At 40.7% G+C, this 23245-nt stretch carries 20 protein-coding genes; 17 read left to right on the forward strand and 3 right to left on the reverse strand.

Annotated elements, in window-relative coordinates; translation table 11 throughout:
* Positions 1 to 9: 9 nt before the first annotated feature.
* The 9 genes from purD (at position 10) to FTT91_RS00305 (ending at position 13138) form a co-directional block, all read left to right on the forward strand.
* Positions 10 to 1293, forward strand: a complete 1284-nt coding sequence (gene purD, locus FTT91_RS00265; protein ID WP_180168747.1) for a phosphoribosylamine--glycine ligase — start codon at positions 10 to 12, stop codon at positions 1291 to 1293.
* Positions 1294 to 1798: 505 nt separating this feature from the next.
* Positions 1799 to 2671 carry a MetQ/NlpA family ABC transporter substrate-binding protein gene (locus tag FTT91_RS00270; protein WP_180168748.1) on the forward strand — a complete coding sequence of 291 codons (873 nt, stop codon included), beginning with the start codon at positions 1799 to 1801 and terminating at the stop codon, positions 2669 to 2671.
* Positions 2672 to 2745: 74 nt separating this feature from the next.
* The gene (locus FTT91_RS00275) at positions 2746 to 3771 is read left to right on the forward strand and encodes a methionine ABC transporter ATP-binding protein (RefSeq protein ID WP_004973123.1); all 1026 of its coding nucleotides are present in this window, start codon (positions 2746 to 2748) and stop codon (positions 3769 to 3771) included.
* Positions 3768 to 4463, forward strand: coding sequence for a methionine ABC transporter permease (locus tag FTT91_RS00280; protein WP_004973122.1), 696 nt, complete (start codon positions 3768 to 3770; stop codon positions 4461 to 4463). The genes FTT91_RS00275 and FTT91_RS00280 overlap by 4 nt, the downstream gene beginning before the upstream one ends.
* Before the next feature lie 244 nt (positions 4464 to 4707).
* Positions 4708 to 8271 (forward strand): DNA polymerase III subunit alpha, encoded by a 3564-nt coding sequence (dnaE, locus tag FTT91_RS00285; protein WP_004973121.1) that lies wholly within the window; start codon positions 4708 to 4710, stop codon positions 8269 to 8271.
* 28 nt (positions 8272 to 8299) lie between these two features.
* Positions 8300 to 9148, forward strand: a complete 849-nt coding sequence (locus tag FTT91_RS00290; protein WP_180168749.1) for an RNA methyltransferase — start codon at positions 8300 to 8302, stop codon at positions 9146 to 9148.
* Entirely contained in the window at positions 9141 to 9938 is a 798-nt protein-coding gene (gene cysE, locus FTT91_RS00295) for a serine O-acetyltransferase (RefSeq protein WP_180168750.1), read from the forward strand. Before FTT91_RS00290 ends, cysE begins: the two co-directional genes overlap by 8 nt.
* A gap of 174 nt (positions 9939 to 10112) precedes the next feature.
* Complete coding sequence (locus tag FTT91_RS00300; RefSeq protein WP_154320674.1) at positions 10113 to 11015, forward strand: ABUW_2363 family tetratricopeptide repeat lipoprotein; 903 nt, start codon at positions 10113 to 10115, stop codon at positions 11013 to 11015.
* Between the two features lie 128 nt (positions 11016 to 11143).
* Complete coding sequence (locus tag FTT91_RS00305) at positions 11144 to 13138, forward strand: triacylglycerol lipase (protein WP_180168751.1); 1995 nt, start codon at positions 11144 to 11146, stop codon at positions 13136 to 13138.
* Positions 13139 to 13212: 74 nt separating this feature from the next.
* On the opposite strand, the gene FTT91_RS00310 is transcribed toward FTT91_RS00305, so the two are convergent.
* The 3 genes from FTT91_RS00310 to FTT91_RS00315 form a co-directional block, all read right to left on the reverse strand.
* Positions 13213 to 14019 (reverse strand): maleylacetate reductase, encoded by an 807-nt coding sequence (locus FTT91_RS00310; RefSeq protein ID WP_253103578.1) that lies wholly within the window; start codon positions 14017 to 14019, stop codon positions 13213 to 13215.
* A complete protein-coding gene (locus FTT91_RS14700; protein WP_253103581.1) occupies positions 13980 to 14255 on the reverse strand; it encodes an iron-containing alcohol dehydrogenase in 276 nt (91 codons plus the stop codon). Before FTT91_RS14700 ends, FTT91_RS00310 begins: the two co-directional genes overlap by 40 nt.
* Positions 14256 to 14509: 254 nt before the next feature.
* Positions 14510 to 14689 carry a hypothetical protein gene (locus FTT91_RS00315; protein WP_004973110.1) on the reverse strand — a complete coding sequence of 60 codons (180 nt, stop codon included), beginning with the start codon at positions 14687 to 14689 and terminating at the stop codon, positions 14510 to 14512.
* Positions 14690 to 14931: 242 nt separating this feature from the next.
* Here FTT91_RS00315 and FTT91_RS00320 point away from each other — a divergent pair, with 242 nt between their 5' ends.
* The 8 genes from FTT91_RS00320 (at position 14932) to FTT91_RS00355 (ending at position 23226) form a co-directional block, all read left to right on the forward strand.
* The gene (locus FTT91_RS00320) at positions 14932 to 15339 is read left to right on the forward strand and encodes a rhodanese-like domain-containing protein (RefSeq protein ID WP_096900921.1); all 408 of its coding nucleotides are present in this window, start codon (positions 14932 to 14934) and stop codon (positions 15337 to 15339) included.
* A gap of 148 nt (positions 15340 to 15487) precedes the next feature.
* Positions 15488 to 15922 (forward strand): DUF2946 family protein, encoded by a 435-nt coding sequence (locus FTT91_RS00325; protein WP_154321263.1) that lies wholly within the window; start codon positions 15488 to 15490, stop codon positions 15920 to 15922.
* Between the two features lie 145 nt (positions 15923 to 16067).
* On the forward strand, positions 16068 to 16325 hold the full coding sequence (locus tag FTT91_RS00330) for a DNA-binding transcriptional regulator (RefSeq protein WP_004973099.1): 258 nt from the start codon (positions 16068 to 16070) through the stop codon (positions 16323 to 16325).
* Between the two features lie 235 nt (positions 16326 to 16560).
* Positions 16561 to 17820 carry an OmpP1/FadL family transporter gene (locus tag FTT91_RS00335; RefSeq protein ID WP_180168752.1) on the forward strand — a complete coding sequence of 420 codons (1260 nt, stop codon included), beginning with the start codon at positions 16561 to 16563 and terminating at the stop codon, positions 17818 to 17820.
* Between the two features lie 550 nt (positions 17821 to 18370).
* Positions 18371 to 21010, forward strand: coding sequence for a DNA mismatch repair protein MutS (mutS, locus tag FTT91_RS00340; protein ID WP_180168753.1), 2640 nt, complete (start codon positions 18371 to 18373; stop codon positions 21008 to 21010).
* 213 nt (positions 21011 to 21223) lie between these two features.
* On the forward strand, positions 21224 to 21547 hold the full coding sequence (gene fdxA, locus FTT91_RS00345; RefSeq protein ID WP_004973093.1) for a ferredoxin FdxA: 324 nt from the start codon (positions 21224 to 21226) through the stop codon (positions 21545 to 21547).
* A 142-nt stretch (positions 21548 to 21689) separates the two neighbouring features.
* A complete protein-coding gene (locus FTT91_RS00350) occupies positions 21690 to 22409 on the forward strand; it encodes a D-Ala-D-Ala carboxypeptidase family metallohydrolase (protein WP_004973092.1) in 720 nt (239 codons plus the stop codon).
* Positions 22410 to 22560: 151 nt separating this feature from the next.
* The gene (locus tag FTT91_RS00355) at positions 22561 to 23226 is read left to right on the forward strand and encodes an O-methyltransferase (RefSeq protein WP_004973089.1); all 666 of its coding nucleotides are present in this window, start codon (positions 22561 to 22563) and stop codon (positions 23224 to 23226) included.
* Positions 23227 to 23245 lie beyond the last annotated feature (19 nt).

Raw genomic sequence — 23245 nt, forward strand, 5'->3', positions numbered from 1 at the left:
GATTTTTAGATGAATATTTTAGTTTTAGGTAGCGGCGGTCGTGAACATGCTTTGGCATGGAAAATCGCACAAGATGACAAAGTCGCTAAAGTCTTCGTTGCACCGGGTAATGCAGGTACGGCAACAGAAAACAAATGCGAGAATGTAGCGTTAGATATTCAAAATAACCCTGCAATCATCGACTTTGCCAAAAATAATGCTGTTGATTTAATCATTGTTGGCCCTGAAGCACCACTGGTCAATGGTGTAGTAGATGCCTGCCGTGAAGCGGGTTTAAAAATTTGGGGCCCAACCCAGTTTGCTGCACAGCTTGAAGGTTCTAAAGCCTTTGCCAAGCACTTTTTAAAACGTCACAACATTCCAACTGCATTCTATGACGTATTCACCGAAGTTGATGCGGCAAAAGCATTTGTTGAAAAAAATGGTGCTCCAATCGTGATCAAGGCGGACGGTCTTGCTGCAGGTAAAGGCGTGATCGTGGCGATGACCAATCAAGAAGCATTTGATGCAATTGATGACATGCTAGCAGGCAACAAATTTGGTGATGCAGGTTCACGTGTAGTCATTGAAGAATTCCTTGCAGGTGAAGAAGCTTCTTTCATTTGTATGATTGATGGCGACAACATCCTTCCTATGGCAACTTCACAAGACCACAAGCGTATTTTTGAAGGCGACCAAGGTCCAAATACTGGTGGTATGGGTGCATACTCTCCTGCCCCTGTCGTGACTGCAGACGTATTTGAAAAAACCATGAATGAAGTGATGCGTCCTACTGTTGAAGGTATGAAAAAAGACGGTCATGTTTATACAGGTTTCTTATACGCAGGCTTAATGATTGACGACAAAGGTCAACCAAAAGTGATCGAGTTTAACTGCCGTTTTGGTGACCCAGAAACACAACCAATTATGATGCGCTTAAAGTCATCTTTGGTAGATTTGGTTGAAGCAGGTATTGCTGGCAACTTACCTGCCGAAGCAAACTGGGATGAACGCAAAACTGTCGGGATTGTATTGGCGACTGCGGGTTACCCTGAAACTTCAGGCAAAGGTGATGTGATTTCTGGTTTAGAAACACAAATGGCAGATGCGAAAGTATTCCACGCAGGTACAGCAAGCAATGCCGATGGTGAGATTGTGACCAATGGTGGTCGTGTACTGTGTGTAACTGCGCTCGGTAATACCATTGGCGAAGCGCAAGCTAAAGCCCTTGAACTGTGCGAAAAAGTTACCTTTGATGGTGTGCAATATCGTAAAGATATTGGCTATCGTGCCATTGCTCGTGAAAATGCTTAAAATTTTTAGTTTAGCCTAAAAATTTAAGTCCATAAAAAAGCTCGTCACTGTACGAGCTTTTTTATGACATCAATAGATGAATGAGCCTAAATAACACATGATTGCTATTTTTCATATTTATATTTCAGAATAAATTTTAAAGCACCTAAATATTTAAACACTTGTTCAAATCCTTAATCTTTACAGAATATATTTATTTATAAGAACTTATTTTGACTTATTCGCTTTCTGTTGTAAAAACAGTGATATGCATAACATACACAGCACTATATAGAATTATTTTTTATTGTTATGATGGTGCATCTTTTGAAAAAGTGAATTGCCCATCCATCTCAAAATTATTGATTGAGCTGTGGGCTGACTTTTTCAGTACTCAAACAATACCTACAACATATTTGAGAAACATACAAAATCATCATCATGCGATTCCATCCATCGTGCTGATTTGATTCTTCTCAATCATTGGCAACTTTAGGCACGGCTTAAACTTGCTCGGGATATATTCATGAAAAAGCTCCTTGGTCTTGTACTTGGTCTTTCAGTTGGCTTGGCTGGCTGTGGCAAACAAGAAGCGCCTGCGACTGACGCGGCACAAAAAGATTCTTCTGCTCTACACACTGTCACTATGGCATCGACTGGTTCAGATGCAGATATTTGGCGTTTTATTGCCGACTTACCTGAAACCAAAGCAGCAGGTATTCAACTTGAAGTGAAAAACTTCACCGATTACGTGTCAATGAACACGGCGGTAGCAAATAAAGAAATTGATCTTAACGCATTCCAATCTTATGCCTATATGGTGGCATTTAATGCCAACAATAAAGATCAAATTGCACCAGTAGCGACAACTTACTTAGAGCCAATGGGTATTTACTCAAGCAAAGTGAAAAAGTTGGATGAGTTCAAAACAGGTGCAACCATTGCTATTCCAAATGATGGTGCCAATGAATCACGTGCACTGTTATTACTTCAATCGGCTGGTTTGGTTAAACTGAAAGATGGTTTTGACAATGTTCAAGGTACGCCTGCAGACATCGTAGAAAATGCCAAGCAAATTCAAATCAAACCGATTCAAATGGCAACGGCTGTACGTGTAAAAGATGAAGTCGATGCAATTGTTTTGGGCAACACTCTTGCAATGGAAGGTGGTTTGAACGTACTTAAAGATTCAATTTATTACGAGCCAATTGACCAGAGCACAAAAATGAATGTCAACATTCTCGCGACTGCTGCAGATCGTCAAAATGACCCAATCTTGCAAAAAGTAGCTGCGTTGTATCATACCGAAGCGGTGAAGCAATATATTGATCAGCACTTTGGCGGAACAAAAGTTGTGGTAAATAAACCTGTCAGCTATTTCACTGAAGCAGCAAAATAGTAATATAATGCGTTAAACAAAACAGGCAAAGCGAACTTTGCCTGTTTTTTCATTTATGGACATTTCTTGACGATATGATTGAATTTAAAAACATTTCAAAGCACTATCAGCTCAAAGGTCAAACACTGCGTGCGTTGGATCAAATTAACCTACAAATTCCAACAGGCAGTATTTTTGGCATTATTGGCTATAGTGGTGCAGGTAAAAGTACGTTAATCCGCTTGATCAATTTGTTGGAGCGTCCAAATGCTGGGCAAGTCATCATTCATCAAAAAGATTTTACTGCACTCAATGCCCGCGAATTACGTCAAGAACGTGCCCATATTGGAATGATTTTTCAGCACTTCAATTTATTGCAGACCAAAACTGTGGCTGCCAATATTGAAATGCCGATGAAACTGTTAGGCTGGAACAAAGCCGAACGCGAAAAGCGTTTAAATGAATTACTTGAGTTTATTGATTTAAAACATAAAAAAGACGCCTACCCTGATGAACTTTCAGGCGGACAAAAACAACGTGTCGGTATTGCGCGTGCGCTAGCCAATCATCCTAAAATTTTACTCTGCGATGAAGCAACTTCAGCACTTGATCCACAAACCACCAAATCTGTGCTGGAATTACTGAAAAAAATTAACCGCGAACAAGGCATTACCATTGTAATGGTCACACATGAAATGGATGTGATTGAATCGGTTTGTGATTATGTGGCGGTGATGGAACAAGGCAAAGTCATTGAAACAGGTTCAACCCTAGAAATATTTAGTCAACCGCAACATCCGACCACCAAAAGCTTTATTCAAACCGTGTTGCAGCAGCAATTGCCTATCAATATTTTGAATAATCTGGAAAATCAAAATCAGCACAGCATTTATTGTCTGAAGTTTTTAGGTAAATCAGCTCAGGAAACCGTAATTCAAGCCGTCATTAAACAGTTTGATATCAGCCTGAATATTTTATTTGCCAATATGACCGAAATTGATGGCGCTGTGATTGGGCAAATGTTTATACAATTGCTCGGTGATGCAAGCGTCATTCAACAAGCACTTGAATTTCTGCAAGCCAATGGTGTTGAAGTTGAACAGTCAGGAGTACAAGCATGAGAGATTTAATTGTACAGTGGCTGACCTCAGTAACTGCGCCTTTCTGGAAAAGCTCTTTATCTATTGACCAGTTTGTTACAGCCTTACAAGAAACCTTTCACATGGTGTTCTTTGCCATGTTGTTTGGTTGTATCTGGGGCTTTATTCAGGGCATTACCCTTGTAGTGACTCGTCCGACAGGTATTTTGCCAAACCGTGTGATTTATCACGGGCTTAACCCGATTGTAAACGCACTGCGCTCCCTACCCTTTATTATTTTATTGATTGCGGTGATTCCGCTGACTAAATTGTTAGTGGGTACATCCATCGGAACTTGGGCAGCCATTGTTCCACTGACCATTTATGTCGGCCCGTATATTGGTCGTTTGGTAGAAACTTCACTGCTTGAAGTCAATGAAGGGATTGTCGAATCTGCACAGGCAATGGGTGCTACACCCTTACAGATTATCTTCAAATTTATTTTACCTGAAGCACGTAGCTCACTCATTTTGAACCTAACCACAGCCACCATTAGCTTAATTGGCGCAACTGCTATGGCAGGCGCAGTCGGTGCAGGCGGCATTGGTGACCTTGCTATTTCTTATGGTTATCAACGCTTTGATAGTAGTGTCGTGATGCTAACCGTGGTGGTCTTATTAATTTTAGTGCAATTGGTGCAAAGTTTAGGCGATTGGTTATCTAAACTCAGATAAATCTTTCATCTACACATCAGAAATAGATTCACCATTTAACTCCTTGCTACTCGTATGAGTGTGTAAGGGGTTAAAACCACACTCCTTCTCCATGCATACGTGATTCACGCCATATCAACATCCAAAAAACTGAAATTTTGATATACGGTCAAGATCATCGAAAACCGTAGGAAAAACTTTGAAGCATGTTTTGTCTTGAGCAGAGCATGCTAAACTAACCCGTGATTTTTTAAGGGACTGATTCATGCGCTTTGTTCATTTAGGTATACATACAGAATTTTCGATTACCGAGTCGATTGTACGCGTACCTGACTTGATTAAAGCTGCAGTCAATGAAGAAATGCCTGCTTTGGCATTGACCGATCTCTCTAACCTGCACGCTGCCGTAAAGTTTTATGGCAAATGTTTGGGGCAAGGCATCAAACCGATTTTAGGTTCAGTGCTGCGTTTAAATGATGCCGATCATCGTGTGACGCTATTGTCGATGAACAATCACGGCTGGCGCAATCTGACCGAACTGGTGTCGCGTGGCTATATTGAAGGTCAGCAACTCAATATCCCTTGCGTCAATAAAGCATGGATTTTAGAACAAGCCGATGATCTGATTCTGTTACTCGGCATTCAAAGTGATGTCGGCAAAATGCTGATCACGTCCAATCCACAAAAAGCCGAACCGTTGCTGGAAGAATGGATCGAAAAATTTGGTAATCGGGTTTATTTGGCACTGACCCGTACAGATCGTCCCGATGAAGATGCTTTTATTGCCGAAGCAGTTAAATTAGCTAAAAAATATAATATTGGTGTGGTGGCACATAATGATGTGCACTTTGTCCGCCGTGAAGATTATGAAGCGCACGAAGCGCGAGTTTGTATTGCCGATGGTTATGTTTTAGGGGATAACCGTCGTCCTAAAACGTATAGTCCTGAGCAATATTTTAAAACTACTGCAGAAATGACGGAATTATTTTCCGACATTCCAAGTGCTATTGAAAACAGCTATCATATTGCCAAACGCTGTAACGTCACGCTGCAATTGGGTAAATATTTCCTTCCAGATTATCCAATTCCAGACGGACACACCATTGATACCTACTTCGCGCACCTATCCAAACAAGGTTTAGAAGAACGTCTAAATGTGCTCTATCCTGTCACACAGCGCGATGAAGACTGGGCAGAAATTCGCAAACCTTATGATGAACGAATTGAATACGAAATTAATATTATTAACTCGATGGGCTTCCCAGGTTACTTCCTCATCGTCATGGACTTTATTCAATGGTCTAAAAATAATGGCGTACCTGTTGGGCCGGGTCGTGGTTCAGGCGCAGGCTCATTGGTCGCTTATAGCTTAAAAATTACCGACTTAGACCCATTGCGTTATGAACTACTCTTTGAACGTTTCTTAAACCCAGAACGTGTATCCATGCCCGACTTTGACGTCGATTTCTGTATTGCAGGACGCGATAAAGTCATTGATTATGTGGCACGCACCTATGGACGTGATGCGGTATCACAAATTGCCACTTTCGGTACTATGGCCGCCAAAGGTGCGATTCGAGATGTCGCACGGGTTTTGGGCAAGTCTTATGGTTTGGCAGACCGTATTTCTAAACTGATTCCAACTAAACCTTTAGGGCTTAGTTTGGAAGAATCAATTGAAGCCGAACCACAGCTGAAAGATGTGGTGACCAATCCATCTAACCCAGACTATGACGATGCTTCAGAAATTTGGGAAATGGCTTTAAAACTTGAAGGCATTACCCGCAACACAGGCAAACACGCAGGTGGTGTGGTCATTGCACCCACCAAAATCACCGACTTTTCTGCGGTTATGTGCGATGCTGATGGAACCGCCCGTGTTGCACAATACGATAAAGACGATGTTGAATCGGCAGGTTTGGTCAAATTTGACTTCTTGGGTTTACGTAACCTGACGGTTATTGAAGATGCAGTACAAAATATCAATAAACGCATCCAAGCCGATACACCGCTAGATATTGCCCATATTCCATTGGACGATAAAGACGCCTATTTAGTCTTTGCCAATGCCAACACCACAGCGGTATTCCAGTTTGAATCCGTGGGCATGAAAAAGATGCTGAAAGAAGCACGCCCAAGCAAATTTGAGGAAATTATTGCCTTCGTGTCCTTGTATCGTCCTGGCCCGATGGATCTCATTCCAGACTTTATTCACCGTATGCACGGTGGCGAGTTTGAGTATCTGCATCCTTTGCTAGAAGGTGTGCTTGAACCAACCTACGGCATTATGGTTTATCAGGAACAGGTAATGCAGGCGGCACAGTATTGTGCAGGCTATACCCTCGGTGGTGCGGACTTACTACGTCGTGCTATGGGTAAGAAAAAACCTGAAGAAATGGTGAAACAGCGCCAAATCTTTATTGAAGGTGCTGCGAAAAAAGACATTGATGCCGCCACAGCCAACCATATTTTCGACTATATGGAAAAGTTCGCAGGCTACGGTTTTAACAAATCCCACGCGGCTGCTTATGCCCTCGTTGCCTATCAGACGGCATGGCTGAAAGCACATTACCCTGCCGAATTCTTGGCTGCGGTAATGTCGTCGGAAATGCAAAACACCGATAACGTGGTGTTCCTGATTGATGACTGTCGCCACAATGGTCTGGAAGTTTTACCACCTTCGGTAAATATGTCTTTGTATCATTTCCACGCCAGCGATGAACGCACCATTGTCTACGGACTTGGCGCAATTAAAGGCGTGGGCGAACAAGCCATGCAATCGGTGATTGATTCTCGCCAAAAAGAAGGTCCATACCGCGATTTATTTGACTTCTGTCATCGTATTGATTTGAAAAAAATTAACAAACGAACCCTTGAAGCCTTAATTCGTGCGGGTGCATTAGACTGTTTAGGCATCGAACGCTCAAGTTTAATGGCACAATTGCCAGAAGCGGTACAAGCGGCGGAACAAGCACGTTCCAACCGTGAAACAGGCATCATGGATTTATTTGGTGAAGTTGAAGAAGTACAACGTAAGCCTGCCAAACCTGTAAAACCATGGTCAGATGAAGTCCGACTTAAAGGTGAAAAAGACACACTTGGACTTTACCTCACTGGTCACCCGATTGATGTCTATCGCAATGAATTAAAAGCCTTTATTCCAAGTAAAATTAATGAACTGACGCCAACCCGTCGTGGCGTGACCACCGTCTTTGCAGGCTTGGTGGTGGATGTCGCCAACTTCCCAAATCGGATGGTGGTCACTTTAGATGATGGTACGGCACGTATTGAAGTATCTGCCAACCATGAGCGCTTCCAACGCTTTAAAGATATTGTACAAACTGAAAAAGTGGTGGTGATTGAAGGCGAAATTTACGAACGTGAAGGTTTTGACCGCCCAATGGGACGCTTAACCAAAGCGTTTAGCTTGAATGAAATTCGTCAAAAACGCGCCAATAGTATTCAAATTCACTTGCATGCAGAACATTTAAGCAAGACCTTGAGTCAAGACTTACAAAATATGTTGCTGCCTTATTGTAATGTGGATTTATGCACGCATATTCCTGTTTTATTGCACCTTGACTATGCTTATGCCACTGCAGAATTACATTTGGGCATTCAGTGGAAAATCGCACCCTTAGATGAAGCCTTGGTCAAATTGCGTGACTATTTTGGTAAAGAAAGCCTGCATATCGAATATCAAGTGAAATCCAAAGCCGCGAAAGCTGTCGATGTGGCGAAACCTGCATCGATTGCTCCACCACCTGCTGATATGAGCATGGATGATGCTATGGATTTATACCATACCGAAGTTGATCAATATTCTTAATTAAAAATTTAACCCATCTGGATTTGTTATGAGTCAAACCGACAATGCAGCTGTTGCCGCACACCTCTCCCACGTGCGTATTGTCATGGTGAATACCACCCTGCCTGCCAACATCGGTAGCGCCTTACGCGCCATGAAAACCATGGGGCTATGTAAATTGGTTTTGGTTGATCCAAAAACCTATCCGCATCCAGATATTGATGCTTTGGCGGCAGGTGCAACCGATTTAATTGAACAGATTGAAGTGGTTGAACAGCTCGAAGATGCAATTGCCGACTGCCATTTGGTCTTTGGCAGCAGTGCACGTAGTCGTACTATTCCTTGGCCACTCTTAGATGCACGCCCTGCGGCAGAAAAGTCGTTAAATGCTGTGGCACAGCATGGGCAAAATGTTGCCATTATTTTTGGACGTGAAGATCGTGGTTTAACCAATGAAGAGCTGGCTTTGGCGAATTATCACGTGACGATTCCTGTCAATGAAGAATATGGTGTGCTCAATGTTGCTCAAGCCATTCAAGTGATTTGCTATGAAATGCGTATGGCTGCCATCGATATTGTCGGAAAAATTGCCGATCCTGCAGCGACGATGCAAGTGACAGATTCTGAAGCGATGCAATGGGATGAACCTTTGGTCAACCATGAACAAATGCAACAGTTCTATCCACATTTAGAAAAAATGCTGGCAGAAATTGAATTTATGGATCCAAAAAATCCACGATTATTGCCTTTGCGCTTGCGTCGGCTTTTCGGACGTATACAATTAGATCGTATGGAATACCATTTACTTCGCGGTATTTTTAGCCGCGTACAAGCAATGAATAACGGTTCATGGAAAAAATCTACATCAACACAGGACGAGGATCAAACTAATGCTTAAACAGCTCAAAGAAGACATTCAAGCTGTCTTCGCGCGCGATCCTGCTGCTCGAAATACACTTGAAGTCTTAACCACTTATCCAGGAATTCACGCTTTAATTATGCATCGTGTGGCGCATGAATTATGGAACAAAGACTGCAAGGAGTCGGCACGTCTACTCTCGTCATTTAGCCGTTTTGCTACAGGAATTGAAATTCATCCCGGTGCAAAAATTGGTCGTCGCTTTTTTATTGACCATGGCATGGGCGTGGTGATTGGTGAAACTGCTGAAATTGGTGATGATGTCACCTTATATCATGGCGTGACTTTAGGCGGCACAACGTGGAATAAAGGCAAACGTCATCCAACTTTGGAAGATGGCGTAGTAGTCGGTGCAGGCGCGAAAATTCTAGGCCCATTCACCGTACATAAAAATGCCAAAGTTGGCTCTAATGCGGTTGTGACCAAAGAAGTACCTGAAGGCGCAACTGCTGTGGGTAACCCTGCGCGCTTTATTATGAAAAATAAACCTGCCGATGATCAGGAAGCACGTCGTCGTGATTATGCTGCCAGTATTGGTTTCCAACCTTATGCAGCAACGCAGGACCAATCTGACCCAGTATTGGACGGCATGCGAGTATTACTAGATCGCTTGGAACAAAATGAAAAACGTATGAATTTATTATGTCAGCGTCTCTCTTTACTTGACCCAAGCTTTAAAAACCCACAGCAAAATGAACAACCTTATAGTGCAGAAGAATTAAAAATAATTGAAGATGTTAGACGTGAGTGTGAAGCACAAAGTAAATAGGGCTGTTTATTTGATCAATCCTACATACTTAAAAAAACTTCGTATCACTGTGTAACTAAGCCCCCTCAATTGTATTGCATGTTCGGAACAGATTTCTTAGACTGACCGACATGCAATATTTTAATCCGACACAATCACCTCTCACTTTTAAAATAAATTGAACGGAAGAACACCATGACTCTTAAGCCTTTGGCACTCAGTATTCTAGCCGCAACGCTCGTTAGCGCCTGTGTTGCACCACCAAAACAAGAAGTAAAACCACCTATCGTATTTACCGAACCTGAATTAAGTGCACCATTCTATGCCTTAAATCCATTTAATTATGATGCCCCACCACCATTTGAAATTAACCTACAAAAAGCAGCAGCACAGCCTGTGACTAAAATGGTGGTTACTAACCCAAATGATCCAAGCAAAAGCATTACCTTAGATCAAAACAAATTGATTGTACCTACGGTCAATAACAATGCCCGTAGCTTGAAGTTTGCAGTTTTGGCAGGTGAAAACGAAATTGACATCACCGAAATTGATGACTTCTTACAATTGGTCGAAGGCAAAGCACGTCACTATCCACCACGTTTTAGCGAACGTCAGGAACGTCGTGGTTTCGAGGCAAAGCTCAAAGAATTGACTCAACAATTAGACACTTTGGCAGCCAATGAAAATGCCTCTTTTGATATTTTGATGCGTGCATTTAAAGCCAGTGTTATGGCACGTAATCTAGACTTAGGCTCTGTTTACACCACACGCTCACTTAACTATGCGCAGCGTATCTTAAAAATTAATCAGGAAGATGCCGAAGCGAATTTTTGGTTTGGTTTCGGTCTGTCTGAAGGTGGCGGTCATCGTGAAGCCATTCCTTATTTAGACAAAGCCATGAAAGCAGGTGTGCAGGAAGCTTATTTGTCTGCGGCAAACAATTATATTGCCATGGAACAAAAGAAAAATGCAGTACAAACTTTGAAAAACTATAAAATCAAATACCCGCAAGAAGCCGAAGTGGCTGACCGTTTGATTGCTGAAATTGAAAAGCAAGGTCGCTGGAATGTGTGGCAAGTGATCGCACCACGCACTTAATAAAAAATCGATACAAAAATACCTAAAAATAGACCGTTTCGACGGTCTATTTTGCTTTCTACGCAATTGAAAAAGCTTTAAAAAAACGTATGATGGAAAAAAATCTTAAAAATTAAGCCAGACTTTCCATGAATAAAATTGTGATTGCTGCATTGCTCAGTACAACACTGCTGTCTGGTTGTCAGGTGGTCAGTGTTAAAAATCAGGCGTTAAAAGTTAGTATTGCCAATGAACGTGATAGTATTTTATCGCGCAAAAAACTGAGTGAAGCCAGTTTAAATGTCTTGTCGATGACAGGACGTGAAGCCAATATTTGTGCCGAAAAACCTGAAGAATGTGTGAGTGCACTCAAGCAAATCCCACAAATTCAGGATGAACAACTGCTCTCAACCGCCAGTGAATTATATTTAGCGAAAGCGATTGAACTGGAAAATTCATCGTCCTGTAAAATCAGTATTCTGAACAGTAAAAGATCGGAAGAACAACAAAAAATTCATCAGGCCAATTATGAACAATGTTTAGATCAGCAATTGCACATGCTCGATCAAAGTATTCGTTATAGTTACGCCTACATGTTTAAAACCAAACGTGCGCCGCAAGACCGTCTTTTTGATAACAGACAAGTCCAAATTCGGGATTTTTATAATCAGGCGATTGCCAAATTGGTCAGCAGCTATGCGCTGCGCTATAAACACGATGAATTGCAACAACAAATTCGTGTTGGCAACAGCATTTATGACATTGATTTTGAGTACTACCCGCAGCTGAAACAACAAAAAATTCAGCAGTTGATGTCAACCTATAACCTGAACTTTTCGGGTTTGCGCTCGGTCACGCGCCGTGATGGTTTTGGGTCTGAATTTCTGGTGGTATTGCCTGAAAATCCAAACGATGATCTGAGCAAAATCAAATATATTATTGATCCGCTAAAATATGATTATCCTGCAGGAAAAAATCCAAATATTCACCAAGCTCGCTATTTAGCCGCGACAATCACTGCAGAACCACATAGCGCCAATTCCATTGAAGATATTTTGAATCGGCCGCATTTTAAGCTCAAGGCTTATGATCCGTATAAATATGAATCTGCCCAAATTGCACAAAAGAACTACCCGCTTGCAGCTAACTTTTCTGCACCTTATGGCTTGTGGTTAGCGCAAAATAATTTAGGTAAATCGGCTTATTTATCCTTAATTGATCGTGAAGAACGACTCAGTATGCCGCATTTGTACTTACTTGAGCCGTATAATCCGAATAAAAAAGTCATTGTCCTCATTCATGGTTTGGCCAGTAGCCCCGAAGCGTGGATTCGCTTAACCAACGATATTATGGGCGATCCTGTATTGCGGGAAAACTTTCAAGTCTGGCAAGTGTTTTACTCGACCAATATGCCAATTTTAGAAAGCCGTTTCCAAATTTATGCCTTGCTTCAACAAGGCTTTAAACAGGTCAGTCCTTCTGCTGCAGCCAAAAAAGATGCTGTAGTAATTGGACACAGCATGGGTGGTATTTTGGCACGTTTGTTGGTCAGCGATACTGATTTAACTCAACCTGCCATGCAAATGCTTAAAAACCGACGTCTGGAACGCTTTAAATCTGATCCTTTGTTGCAAGCACGTTTGCGCCTTAAACCCATCACCAATTTTAACCGTGCAATATTCTTGGCTGCACCGCATAAAGGTACAGAGTTTGCAGACCGCTGGTTCACCCTTGCAGCACGTAAAGTCATTCGCTTACCGACTGCATTTTTAAGCGCGTTTGCGGATACCTTGCAGCAACATGAAGTCGATTTAAAAAATCTAACCAAAGAAATTGGGCATGGCGTCATTCAAAATGGACCGAGTGATTTAAGTAAAAATTCCAAATTTACGGAATTAACTGAAGATATTTTGCCTGTCAAAGGATTTAAATATCACAGTATTATTGGCAATAATACCGACAGCACTGAGCATCTGTTAATGAATGACGATGTGGTGCATTACAACAGTGCCCACTTAGATGGCGCTGTTTCAGAAAAAATTATTAAAGGCGGACATTCCATTCAGGAAACGCCAGAAGCTGTATTGGAACTGCGACGTATTCTTAGATTACATTTGCAAGATTTAGGCTTGTATAAACCGTAATCCGTCACGGCAAATAAAAAACCGAAGTCTAAGTGGCTTCGGTTTTTTATCTATCATGCTATTTTTTAGCAGCATTATAGCGGTGCTTGTCCCCAATAGGCTTTGGTCAATAAAGCCTCTAATTCGGCATAGTCATATTCACGTGGATTATAATATGGACTATCACAGATAATACGTGCCACTTGGGCAGGTGCTGTTTCGGGTAATCCTAAATCTTTAAGTGCCATTGGAATATTCAATTTTTGGTTAAGCTGATAAATCGCCAAGCCTAACTGTTCCCGATCTGACACATTTAAAGCCGCTGCCAGTTGATTCATTGCAGCAATATCTGCATGTCGGTTGTAATGCACTGAATACGCCAACACAATGGCGTGGGTTTGCGCATGTGGTAACTGATAGCGTCCGCCCAAGCTATGGCAAATTTTATGATGAATTGCCATACCCACCGAACCCAAACACACACCTGCCAACCATGCGCCATATAAAGCATGTTCACGTGCCTGCATATTATGAGGCGCTTGCACAATTTCAGGTAAAGCCTGTGCCAGTTGAGTAATCGCCTCTAGCGCCATTAAACTTACAATGGGATTTTTATCCTGTGCATATAATGCCGCAACTGCATGTGCCATCGCATTCATACCCGAACATACCGAAATTTCAGTGGGTAAGTTGAGTGTCAATTCAGGATCATAAATCACAACTTTAGGCAAAACTTGAGCTGCTTTGCCTGTGGTTTTCAGCTGGTTTTCGGTGATGCCATACACCGCAGTCATTTCACTACCTGCATAAGTGGTCGGAATTGCAATAATCGGTAAATGGGTTTCTAAAGCAATTGCTTTGGCTAAACCAATCGCAGAGCACCGCCGAGTGCCAAACAGCAATCGACCTTTAAACGCTGCACATCTTGAATGGCTTGATCGGCAACTTCTTTTGGCACATGCATCACCGCATGAGGATAGACCGCTACAGCCATGTCTTGGATTAGTGCCAATAAACGCTCGCCTGCGGCTTTTTGCCCTGCAGTGGCAATAGTTAAAATACGCCTATAGGTATAAGATCGTAAAATCTCTTGAATTTTTTGCAGATGACCTACGCCAAAATGAACATTGATTGGCAATACCTGATAATGGAATGCTTACATGTTATTAAACTTAAATATTGTCTTTAGATTTTAATAGCATTTAACTATGACTAGGCTGCTGAACAGCCCAATTCTGCAACGCTGCTTTGCAAATATTCAAATAAAACTCAAAACCAACTGTTTTGCTGTAAACACAAAAACCCATGATCGCATGGGCTTTTGGATCATTAAAATTAAATGCGATGAATCATCTATCAATTTTAATGTAAAGAAAACTTATACTTTTGTGCTTAGTCTATTTCTTTTAGGCACACTGCAGACAAAATTGGAATACCAAAACATGGAAGCAACAATAAAATCCAGTATTCCACGACGGTAGCTTCACCACTGATCATATTGATGAATAATCCACCAATGATTAATACCGCTGCAATTAAACCCAGAAAAATTCCAAAAAATCTTGCAGGCATTTGACGTCCCCTGAACAATCGAACAAAAGTGTTAGATCTAGTATATACCTTATAGTTGAATAAGATATGACTTTTTGATCAATTGATGACTTAAATTTTATTAGGATTTAAACACCTGATTTAAAATGTTTTTATAGAAAATCACAACGATATTCGATCAGACACATTTCCTAACAATAATAAAATCTTATTAAATATATAATATTATATTATATAAACTCATAATAAATGAGTGTGGATGAATGAAAACACCAGATCAACTAATCACTGAAGCCAAAAGTGAAATTACAGAAATTAGCGTGCAAGAATTGCATGAAAAATATTTGCAACATCCCGATATTATTTTGATTGATGTACGAGAACCTGAAGAACATCAGGCTTGTGCAATAGACCGTGCAGTGAATTTTCCACGCGGCATGTTAGAAATGAAAATTGCACAACACCCTGTAGTAAACCACTATTGCGATGTTGAACGTGCTCTTACCAATCTGGCTGAACGAGATATTTACTTACTTTGTGGTACTGGTGCGCGTTCTGCACTTGCCACTCAAGCCTTACAAAGAATGGGTTTCGAGAAAGTCTATTCAATGCAAGGTGGTATGCAAGCTTGGCTGGAAGCAGGTTTTCCGACAGTTTCTTTTACAAGATGATACTAGGGTCTGTTGAATGCTCAAATAATGCTCAATATTAGGTTAAATATTAATTAAAACTTCGTGTAATACTTCAATATTTATCATTGTCATTTTTGTTATAGTATTACATGAATAAATTGAATAAAAGATTGATACAGTGTTTATGATGTGGGGCAGATTGCTAGGATTATTTGCAATCTTGTTACAAGTCGCTGTGTTCCTACAGCCTTTATTACCAGAGAAACAACATTTTTCCTCTGTCTGTGAAACTATTGCCCAAGCATTATTTTTAGAACGCACCGCACCCCATTCTTCGTATTCATCTACACACCATGAAACTGCGACTCATGTTGCATTCGGACTTGAAAGTTCACACGAACATGCATCATCTGAAGATGCGGCGCATACAGATCATGAATGTGAATACTGTCTAGTTTATAGTTTTGCACTACCATTATTTGAAAACAAAATCAGACCAATTTTAGTCCGAACGCAAATTCGGGTTTTGTCTTTTAAAACATCGTTTACACCAACACTATTTCAAACTGAGCCGCTTTTTGTTCTGCCACAAGGTCGTGCCCCGCCCCACTTTGACTCTTGAATTTTCTTATCATTTCTTACAGTGTTGCCATCTTTGCTTCACTCTAAAGTGTAAATTTTGCAGTATCAAATTTATGCAGCTGTAGGACAATACTTATTTTAATAACTCATTGACTTGTTTATTCGACCCTAAGGAGGAGATAACTATGCATCTGCTTCAACACAGTCATAATCATGTGAATCATACTGTAGAGCAAACGGCTTGTTTGGATTTAGCACAACAGATCATTAAAGTTCGGCAAAAAATGAATATTTCACAAACTGAACTTGCGGCAAAATTGTGTATCTCTGCCCGAACTTTAGAAAGTTGGGAACGTGGTGTCCGTCAACCGTCGAGTTCTGCTCAAGCATTGATTCGATTATTTATTAAATCGCCACAATTTGTGTTAGAAAACTTGGCATAAAGCACTTTATGATGATGAATTAAAGCAATGAAAAACAATAAAGAAGCTCCCAAGGGAGCTTCTTTGGTCAAAAGAGTTGAAGCATCATTTTGATATACATATAGAATGAATACCCTTGCTGTTTCATAGCTCTATATTCAAAAATAGAATAAAGATATGAATTTATATTCAAATACAAGAATACAACTTTTCAATATACTGACGCATATATTGTTTTTACTCGATCTATATTCTCATGAAATATCTATCTTCTTTTATCTCAATTGCTGTTATCGCACCTTTGTTTTCAACATCTGCTTTTGCAACAACAGGATATTTCATGCATGCATATAGTGTAAAATCTCAAGGAAATGCAGGCACAGCCATTGCTAATTTTCAGGACAGTTTGACTATTGCAAGCAACCCAGCGGGTTTGAGCTGGTTAGGTAAGCGTGTTGATGCAGGTTTAACTATTTTCTCTCCAGATCGTGAGTCTGAAATTACAGGAAATGGTTATGGAGCAAATGGTCAGTATGATGGCAATAGCCGTAAATACTTTGTAATTCCAGATGTAGGTTATGTTCACCCAGTGAACGAACAAGTCACTGCGGGTATTGCGGTTTATGGCAATGGTGGCATGAATACCAATTATAAAAATAATCCTTATGCAGTTTATGATAATACAGGAAGCGCAGGTATTTCATTAACCCAAGCCTTTATTTCACCTGCTTTATCTTGGAAATATGCAGAAAATCAATCTATAGCCTTGGCTGCAAATATTTTATATCAACGTTTTAGTGCACAAGGTTTTGCTGGTGATGTCTTTGGTGGTGCTTCGTCAAACGGTGCGGCAATTAGCGATCGTGGCAATGACGATTCATACGGCGTAGGTGCACGTATTGGCTGGTCGGCAAAACCAAATGATAAACTGACCCTTGGTGCAAGCTATTCATCTAAAATTAATGCCAGCCGCTTTAAGAAATATGAAGGTTTATTTGCCAAACAAGGTGATTTTGACGTACCTGAAAGCTATGGTGTAGGTTTAAATTATCAACTTACCCCTGCTTTATCAGTCGCGACAGATTACTTACGCATTAATTATTCAGATGTAGATTCTGTTGGCAATAAACTGGATCAATTATTCGCAAACAATAAATTTGGCACAACACAAGGTCCTGGTTTTGGATGGGATGACATCAATGTCTATAAAATTTCAGCGACTTATCAAGCCTCAGAAAAACTGACTTTACGTGCGGGTTATAGCTATAACGATCAGCCTGTTAAAAATGATCAAACCTTCCTAAATATTTTGGCACCAGGTGTGGTACAAGAGCATTTAAGTGTTGGTGCAACTTGGCAACTCGATGATCAACAAAATGTAAGTGTGGCTTATACACACGCACTCAAAGAAACAGTGCAAGGTAACAACTCTATCCCCGCTGATTTTGGTGGTGGCGAAGCCAATTTAAGCATGAGCCAAAATATTTTGGGCGTGTCATATAGTTTGAATTTTTAAATTCTACATAGCTTGAGTTTGAATAATAGCTTGCCATGATCTGAAAAGATGATGGCTTTTTTTACTTTGATTGTGATGAAGTTTTTCCAAAGTACGGCTTTTAGCTAGAAATAAGACCATGCAAAGCATAATGTTACAACATGCACTACTTTCTAAATGAATCCATAGAAAACAATCAAATTTCGATGCTTTTTATAACGATGAATTACACGAAAAACTCAGTAAAATTCAGCCAAATGACACAATAATTTTCACTTTTAACTTCGCAAATCATACATTTTCAACAGCTAAGCTCTTTGAGCTATGCGATATCATTTTTGAAACTGTGGGTTTAGATTTTATGGGCGATATTTTTTATGGCTGTGTGCTCACTAACACACCCGATCAATTGAATATTATCCATTTAAAAGCTTAAACCGCTCGATGTTCGACTCGTTAGAGAGCGAGCAACAATGACATGCAGGTTCACTAATTTGACTAAGATGGCGTAAAATAAGCTAGTCACATACTTACACTTAAATTACGCTTCAAATTAAAGGACTTCAACTGCATGAACATGACAGAAATCATGGCTGATCTATCTTCACACACTCCAATGATGCAGCAATACTTACGGGTGAAGATGGAACATCCACATTCTTTAATGTTCTATCGCATGGGCGATTTCTACGAATTATTTTTTGATGATGCACACAAAGCTGCCAAACTTTTAGGCATTACCCTCACCCACCGTGGTAAAACTAGTGGCAAACCTATTCCAATGGCGGGCGTGCCATATCATGCTGCTGAAGGTTATCTCGCTCGCTTGGTCAAAAAAGGCGAAACCGTGGTAATTTGTGAGCAAATTGGCGAAGTGACAGGCAAAGGTCCTGTAGAGCGTGGAGTAGTACGGATTATCACCCCAGGCACGCTCACCGATGATGCCTTGCTCAACAGTCATCAATCTTCCAACTTGGTCTCTTTATGCTTACAGCAAAACCAAATTGGTATCGCATTGCTGGATTTAAGTGCAGGGATTTTTAAAGTTCAGCAAATGGATTATTTGCCTGAACAACTCGCGATTGAACTTTCTCGTTTAATGCCAAGCGAAATTGTGGTCGATGAAGATATTGTCGATCCGAATATTATTGAACAGGTTAAAAAGCAGCTTGACTGCCCTGTGACCAAACGCCCAAATGTCGATTTCAACCTGAACAATGCACAAAAAACGCTTTGTGATCAATTTGCTGTATCGTCACTTTCAGGTTTTGGTATTGATCATTTGCCCTTAGCCAAAGCAGCAGCAGCAGCGTTAATACACTACGCCAAAGAAACCCAAAAAACGGCTTTACCACATATTCGCAGTATTCAATTAGAACAAAGCAGCGATTTTATTGCGCTTGATCCTGTGACCCGACGTAATTTGGAATTGGTTGAACCATTATTTGAACACGGCACTTCTTTATTCCAACTGATTAACGATTGCCAAACTGCCATGGGTAGCCGTTTACTGAGTCGTACCTTGATGCAACCTTTGCGTGACACGGCATTGTTAGATGCAAGACTGGATGCAATTCAAGCCTTAATACAAGGTTACCATGAGTCGCCTGTGCGTTTGGTACTGAAAGAAATTAGTGATATTGAACGTGTGCTGAGTCGTGTCGCACTCGGTAGCGCACGCCCACGTGATTTGGTACAACTACGTCAGGCCTGTGCGCAAATTCCCTATTTGCGTCATGCCTTACAGCCCATTGTTTCTGCACAACAATCCGCACTCATTCAAAACCTGAATGAAGAACTGGGCGATTTTCATGGACTGCATCAACGGCTGATGCAGGCAATTGTAGAAAACCCACCTGTACTATTGCGTGATGGCAATGTCATTGCAGAGGGTTTTGACAGTGAACTCGATGAACTACGCAAAATCCGTGATCATGCGGGGCAATTCCTGATTGATTTAGAAGTCAAAGAGCGCCAAGAAAGCGGTATCCCAACGTTAAAAATTGGCTACAACCGTGTCAGTGGTTACTACATTGAACTCACTCGCGCCCAAGCCGAGCAAGCACCTGAACACTATATCCGTCGTCAAACTTTAAAAAATGCAGAACGCTACATCACCCCAGAGCTAAAAAGTTTTGAAGATAAAGTCCTGTCTAGCGAGTCCCGTGCTTTAGCCCGTGAAAAGATGCTATTTGAAATGCTATTGGATGAATTACGCCAAGACATTGCTCAATTACAAATGATGAGCAGCGCGATTGCACAAATTGATCTATTGGCAAACTTTGCCCATCAAGCACGTTTACGCAATTGGGCACGCCCTGAATATAGCCCTGAAATTGGAATTAAAATTACTGCAGGACGTCATCCTGTTGTTGAGGCCTTGAGTAAAACCGCCTTTACACCGAATGATACTTTACTCGACTACAATCATCGTTTGGCAATTATTACTGGCCCGAATATGGGCGGTAAATCAACGTATATGCGTCAAACCGCACTCATTGCCCTACTTGGCTATTGTGGTAGTTATGTGCCTGCCCAAACAGCCGTATTAGGTCCTATTGATCGCGTGTTTACCCGTATTGGTTCTGCCGATGATTTATCGACAGGTAAATCGACCTTTATGGTAGAAATGACTGAAACATCACAAATTTTACATCATGCCACCTCGCAATCTTTGGTGCTGATGGATGAAGTTGGTCGGGGCACCAGTACTTACGATGGTTTATCTTTGGCATGGGCATGTGTTTTAGATTTAAGCAAGCGCATCAAATGTTTATGTTTATTTGCAACGCATTATTTTGAATTGACCGAATTAAGCAAAGAATCTGGGGTGGATAACTACCACGTAACCGCCAAAGAAATGAATGGCAACCTGATTCTCTTGCACAAAGTTCAACAAGGTCCTGCAAGCCAAAGTCACGGTTTGCAAGTGGCAAAATTGGCAGGCATTCCAGCCAATGTGATTAAAGAAGCGCAAAACCGTTTAAGAATTTTAGAAAAACAGCAGCACAAAAATGTCAATTTAGCCGTTCAAGATGACCTATTTGCACCAGCAACAAACACAGCTGAACCAGAAGTGATTGAACGTGTAATAGAGGTAGAAAAACCATCACCTGCTTTAGATTTATTACGCAGTATAGATGTCGATAATTTAACGCCACGACAAGCGCTGGAACAATTGTATGCTTTAAAGGAACAATTGAACGCTTAGCCGCTGTTATTTCTAAAATATTTGAGCTAAACAAAGACTCTCAATTGAGAGTCTTTGTCATTTATAAGTTTTTTTGATGATTTTATCCCCCTTTTATCAAATTTAGCAGCACTGTCTATATCAAATATCAGTAAAAGCGATTGTTAGTTGTAGTGATTTTTGCCTAAAATAGACTATTCTGAATTAGAACCATATTTTTAGGTAGCTGTCGCCATGACATTTGTTGTCACTGAAAACTGTATTAAATGTAAATATCAAGACTGCGTTGAAGTTTGTCCTGTAGACTGCTTCTACGAGGGTCCGAACTTCCTTGTCATTAATCCAGACGAATGTATCGACTGTGCATTATGTGAACCAGAGTGTCCTGCCAACGCTATTTTCTCTGAAGATGAATTACCAGAAGGTCAGGAAGTGTTTATCGAGCTAAATGCTGAACTTTCACAGACTTGGCCAAACATTACACAAATTGGCGATCAACCTGCTGATCGTGAAGAATGGAATGGAAAACCAGACAAATTACAATACTTAGAAAAGTAAGTTCGTCTTGTTGTGAAAAAGATCAGTCCTGTGCTGATCTTTTTTTATACCTAAAACACACATTTGATTGCAATATTTTCAAATTTTAACCAGCATTTTCGATTAGAATACGGACACTTTAAATAAATATCTGATTTGCCTAATGAAGAAATTTTTCAAGGCGCTGTTTTCGTTCAGCATTGTTCCCGTTATCTTGGTTGCCTGTAGTTCAACCCCAAACAGAACAACAACGATCACCACGCCCGATGGAAAACGAATTTTCATTCCTCAAGAAAAAATCACCTATGAGCGTCAGGTAGCACCTAAAATTGTGCCTTATTCGTATAATGCATGGGTGGCAGTGAGTGACAATTTACGCCAAGTTCGTGAATATGAACGCTTCTTGGAACACAACGGTGTTGGCAATATTATTCCAAGTTTTGAATTAATGCGTACCGCACGTGACTGGCAACGCTGTGGACGTTCGCAATTTATGATTCCAAGTCGTGAATTGTGGCAAAATCAGGTGCCTACCTTGCGTGTATTTAAATATTTGGTCGCCTCTAAAGTCTTAACTGATTTTGAAGTCACTTCTGTCTATCGAGATTTACCACTGAATCAATGTGCAGGTGGTGCGAACTCATCGCGTCACTTATTTAACTCAGCCATTGATTTTAGAATTGGGCCACAATTCCCGAATGCCGAAGACTATGCCTATATTGAAAGTACCAAATACAGACTGTGTCAGTTCTGGCAGCAATATGGTCAAAGTTTAAACATGGGCTTAGGCTTATACGCTTCAGGACAAATTCATATTGATACACAAGGTTATCGAACTTGGGGGCCAGATTTAAGCCGCCATTCATCTATGTGTAATTTCTAATTCAGTGTTGTTTAGAATTAAATCCTAAAGAGGTCAAATTGACCTCTTTTTTTATTGCGAAATAGATTATCACCTGCTCCATTCCGCGAATAAATTGCACTCTGAGCAGAAAAGTTTACAATGCACACATCGCAACAAAGGTGAGCACGCTATGCAACAAATGTGGACGGATATCGATCACTATATCGAATCACATTTAATTCCCGAAGACCCAATTTTGACGCAAACTTTAGAAAATACCGATGCCAAAGGTTTTCCAGATCACCTTGCAGTTGCGGCAAATCAGGGCATGTTGCTACAAATGCTCATTCAAATGAATCAATGCAAACGTGTGTTGGAATTGGGCACATTCGCAGCTTATAGCACAATGTGGCTAGCACGTGCGCTGCCTGAAGATGGTTATATACTCACGATTGAAGGACGTGATACCCATGCAGCTTTGGGACAGGAAAATATTGACCGCGCTCAATTAAAACAAAAGGTTGAATTAAAAGTTGGTCGTGCTGCAGAAATTCTAAAAGCTCTGCCAGAAGATACTGAAGCTTTTGATTTTATTTTTATTGATGCCGACAAACAAAGCTATCCTGAATATTTGGAACTGAGTCTTAAACTTTCACGCTCAGGTACAATTATCTTTTTAGACAATGTAATTCGTGCAGGGGAAATTTTAAATCCTGACAATCACAAACCAAGCATTGAAGGGATTCGTGACATGTTCAAAGCCATGCAAAATCATTCGCGAATTTTATCGTGCACAGCATTACAAACTGTAGGCAGCAAAGGACATGATGGCTTTGCTTTAGCGATTGTAAAGTAAAGTCCACATAAGGTTAAAA

Origin of the sequence: Acinetobacter sp. YH12021 (assembly GCF_013420145.1) — a bacterium.
Classification (GTDB): Bacteria; Pseudomonadota; Gammaproteobacteria; order Pseudomonadales; family Moraxellaceae; genus Acinetobacter; species Acinetobacter towneri.

Coding starts and splice junctions, on each gene's coding strand:
- purD (WP_180168747.1), top strand. CDS start 10: ATGAATATTTTAGTTTTAGGTAGCGGCGGTCGTGAACATGCTTTGGCA.
- FTT91_RS00270 (WP_180168748.1), top strand. CDS start 1,799: ATGAAAAAGCTCCTTGGTCTTGTACTTGGTCTTTCAGTTGGCTTGGCT.
- FTT91_RS00275 (WP_004973123.1), top strand. CDS start 2,746: ATGATTGAATTTAAAAACATTTCAAAGCACTATCAGCTCAAAGGTCAA.
- FTT91_RS00280 (WP_004973122.1), top strand. CDS start 3,768: ATGAGAGATTTAATTGTACAGTGGCTGACCTCAGTAACTGCGCCTTTC.
- dnaE (WP_004973121.1), top strand. CDS start 4,708: ATGCGCTTTGTTCATTTAGGTATACATACAGAATTTTCGATTACCGAG.
- FTT91_RS00290 (WP_180168749.1), top strand. CDS start 8,300: ATGAGTCAAACCGACAATGCAGCTGTTGCCGCACACCTCTCCCACGTG.
- cysE (WP_180168750.1), top strand. CDS start 9,141: ATGCTTAAACAGCTCAAAGAAGACATTCAAGCTGTCTTCGCGCGCGAT.
- FTT91_RS00300 (WP_154320674.1), top strand. CDS start 10,113: ATGACTCTTAAGCCTTTGGCACTCAGTATTCTAGCCGCAACGCTCGTT.
- FTT91_RS00305 (WP_180168751.1), top strand. CDS start 11,144: ATGAATAAAATTGTGATTGCTGCATTGCTCAGTACAACACTGCTGTCT.
- FTT91_RS00315 (WP_004973110.1), bottom strand. CDS start 14,689: ATGCCTGCAAGATTTTTTGGAATTTTTCTGGGTTTAATTGCAGCGGTA.
- FTT91_RS00320 (WP_096900921.1), top strand. CDS start 14,932: ATGAAAACACCAGATCAACTAATCACTGAAGCCAAAAGTGAAATTACA.
- FTT91_RS00325 (WP_154321263.1), top strand. CDS start 15,488: ATGTGGGGCAGATTGCTAGGATTATTTGCAATCTTGTTACAAGTCGCT.
- FTT91_RS00330 (WP_004973099.1), top strand. CDS start 16,068: ATGCATCTGCTTCAACACAGTCATAATCATGTGAATCATACTGTAGAG.
- FTT91_RS00335 (WP_180168752.1), top strand. CDS start 16,561: ATGAAATATCTATCTTCTTTTATCTCAATTGCTGTTATCGCACCTTTG.
- mutS (WP_180168753.1), top strand. CDS start 18,371: ATGAACATGACAGAAATCATGGCTGATCTATCTTCACACACTCCAATG.
- fdxA (WP_004973093.1), top strand. CDS start 21,224: ATGACATTTGTTGTCACTGAAAACTGTATTAAATGTAAATATCAAGAC.
- FTT91_RS00350 (WP_004973092.1), top strand. CDS start 21,690: ATGAAGAAATTTTTCAAGGCGCTGTTTTCGTTCAGCATTGTTCCCGTT.
- FTT91_RS00355 (WP_004973089.1), top strand. CDS start 22,561: ATGCAACAAATGTGGACGGATATCGATCACTATATCGAATCACATTTA.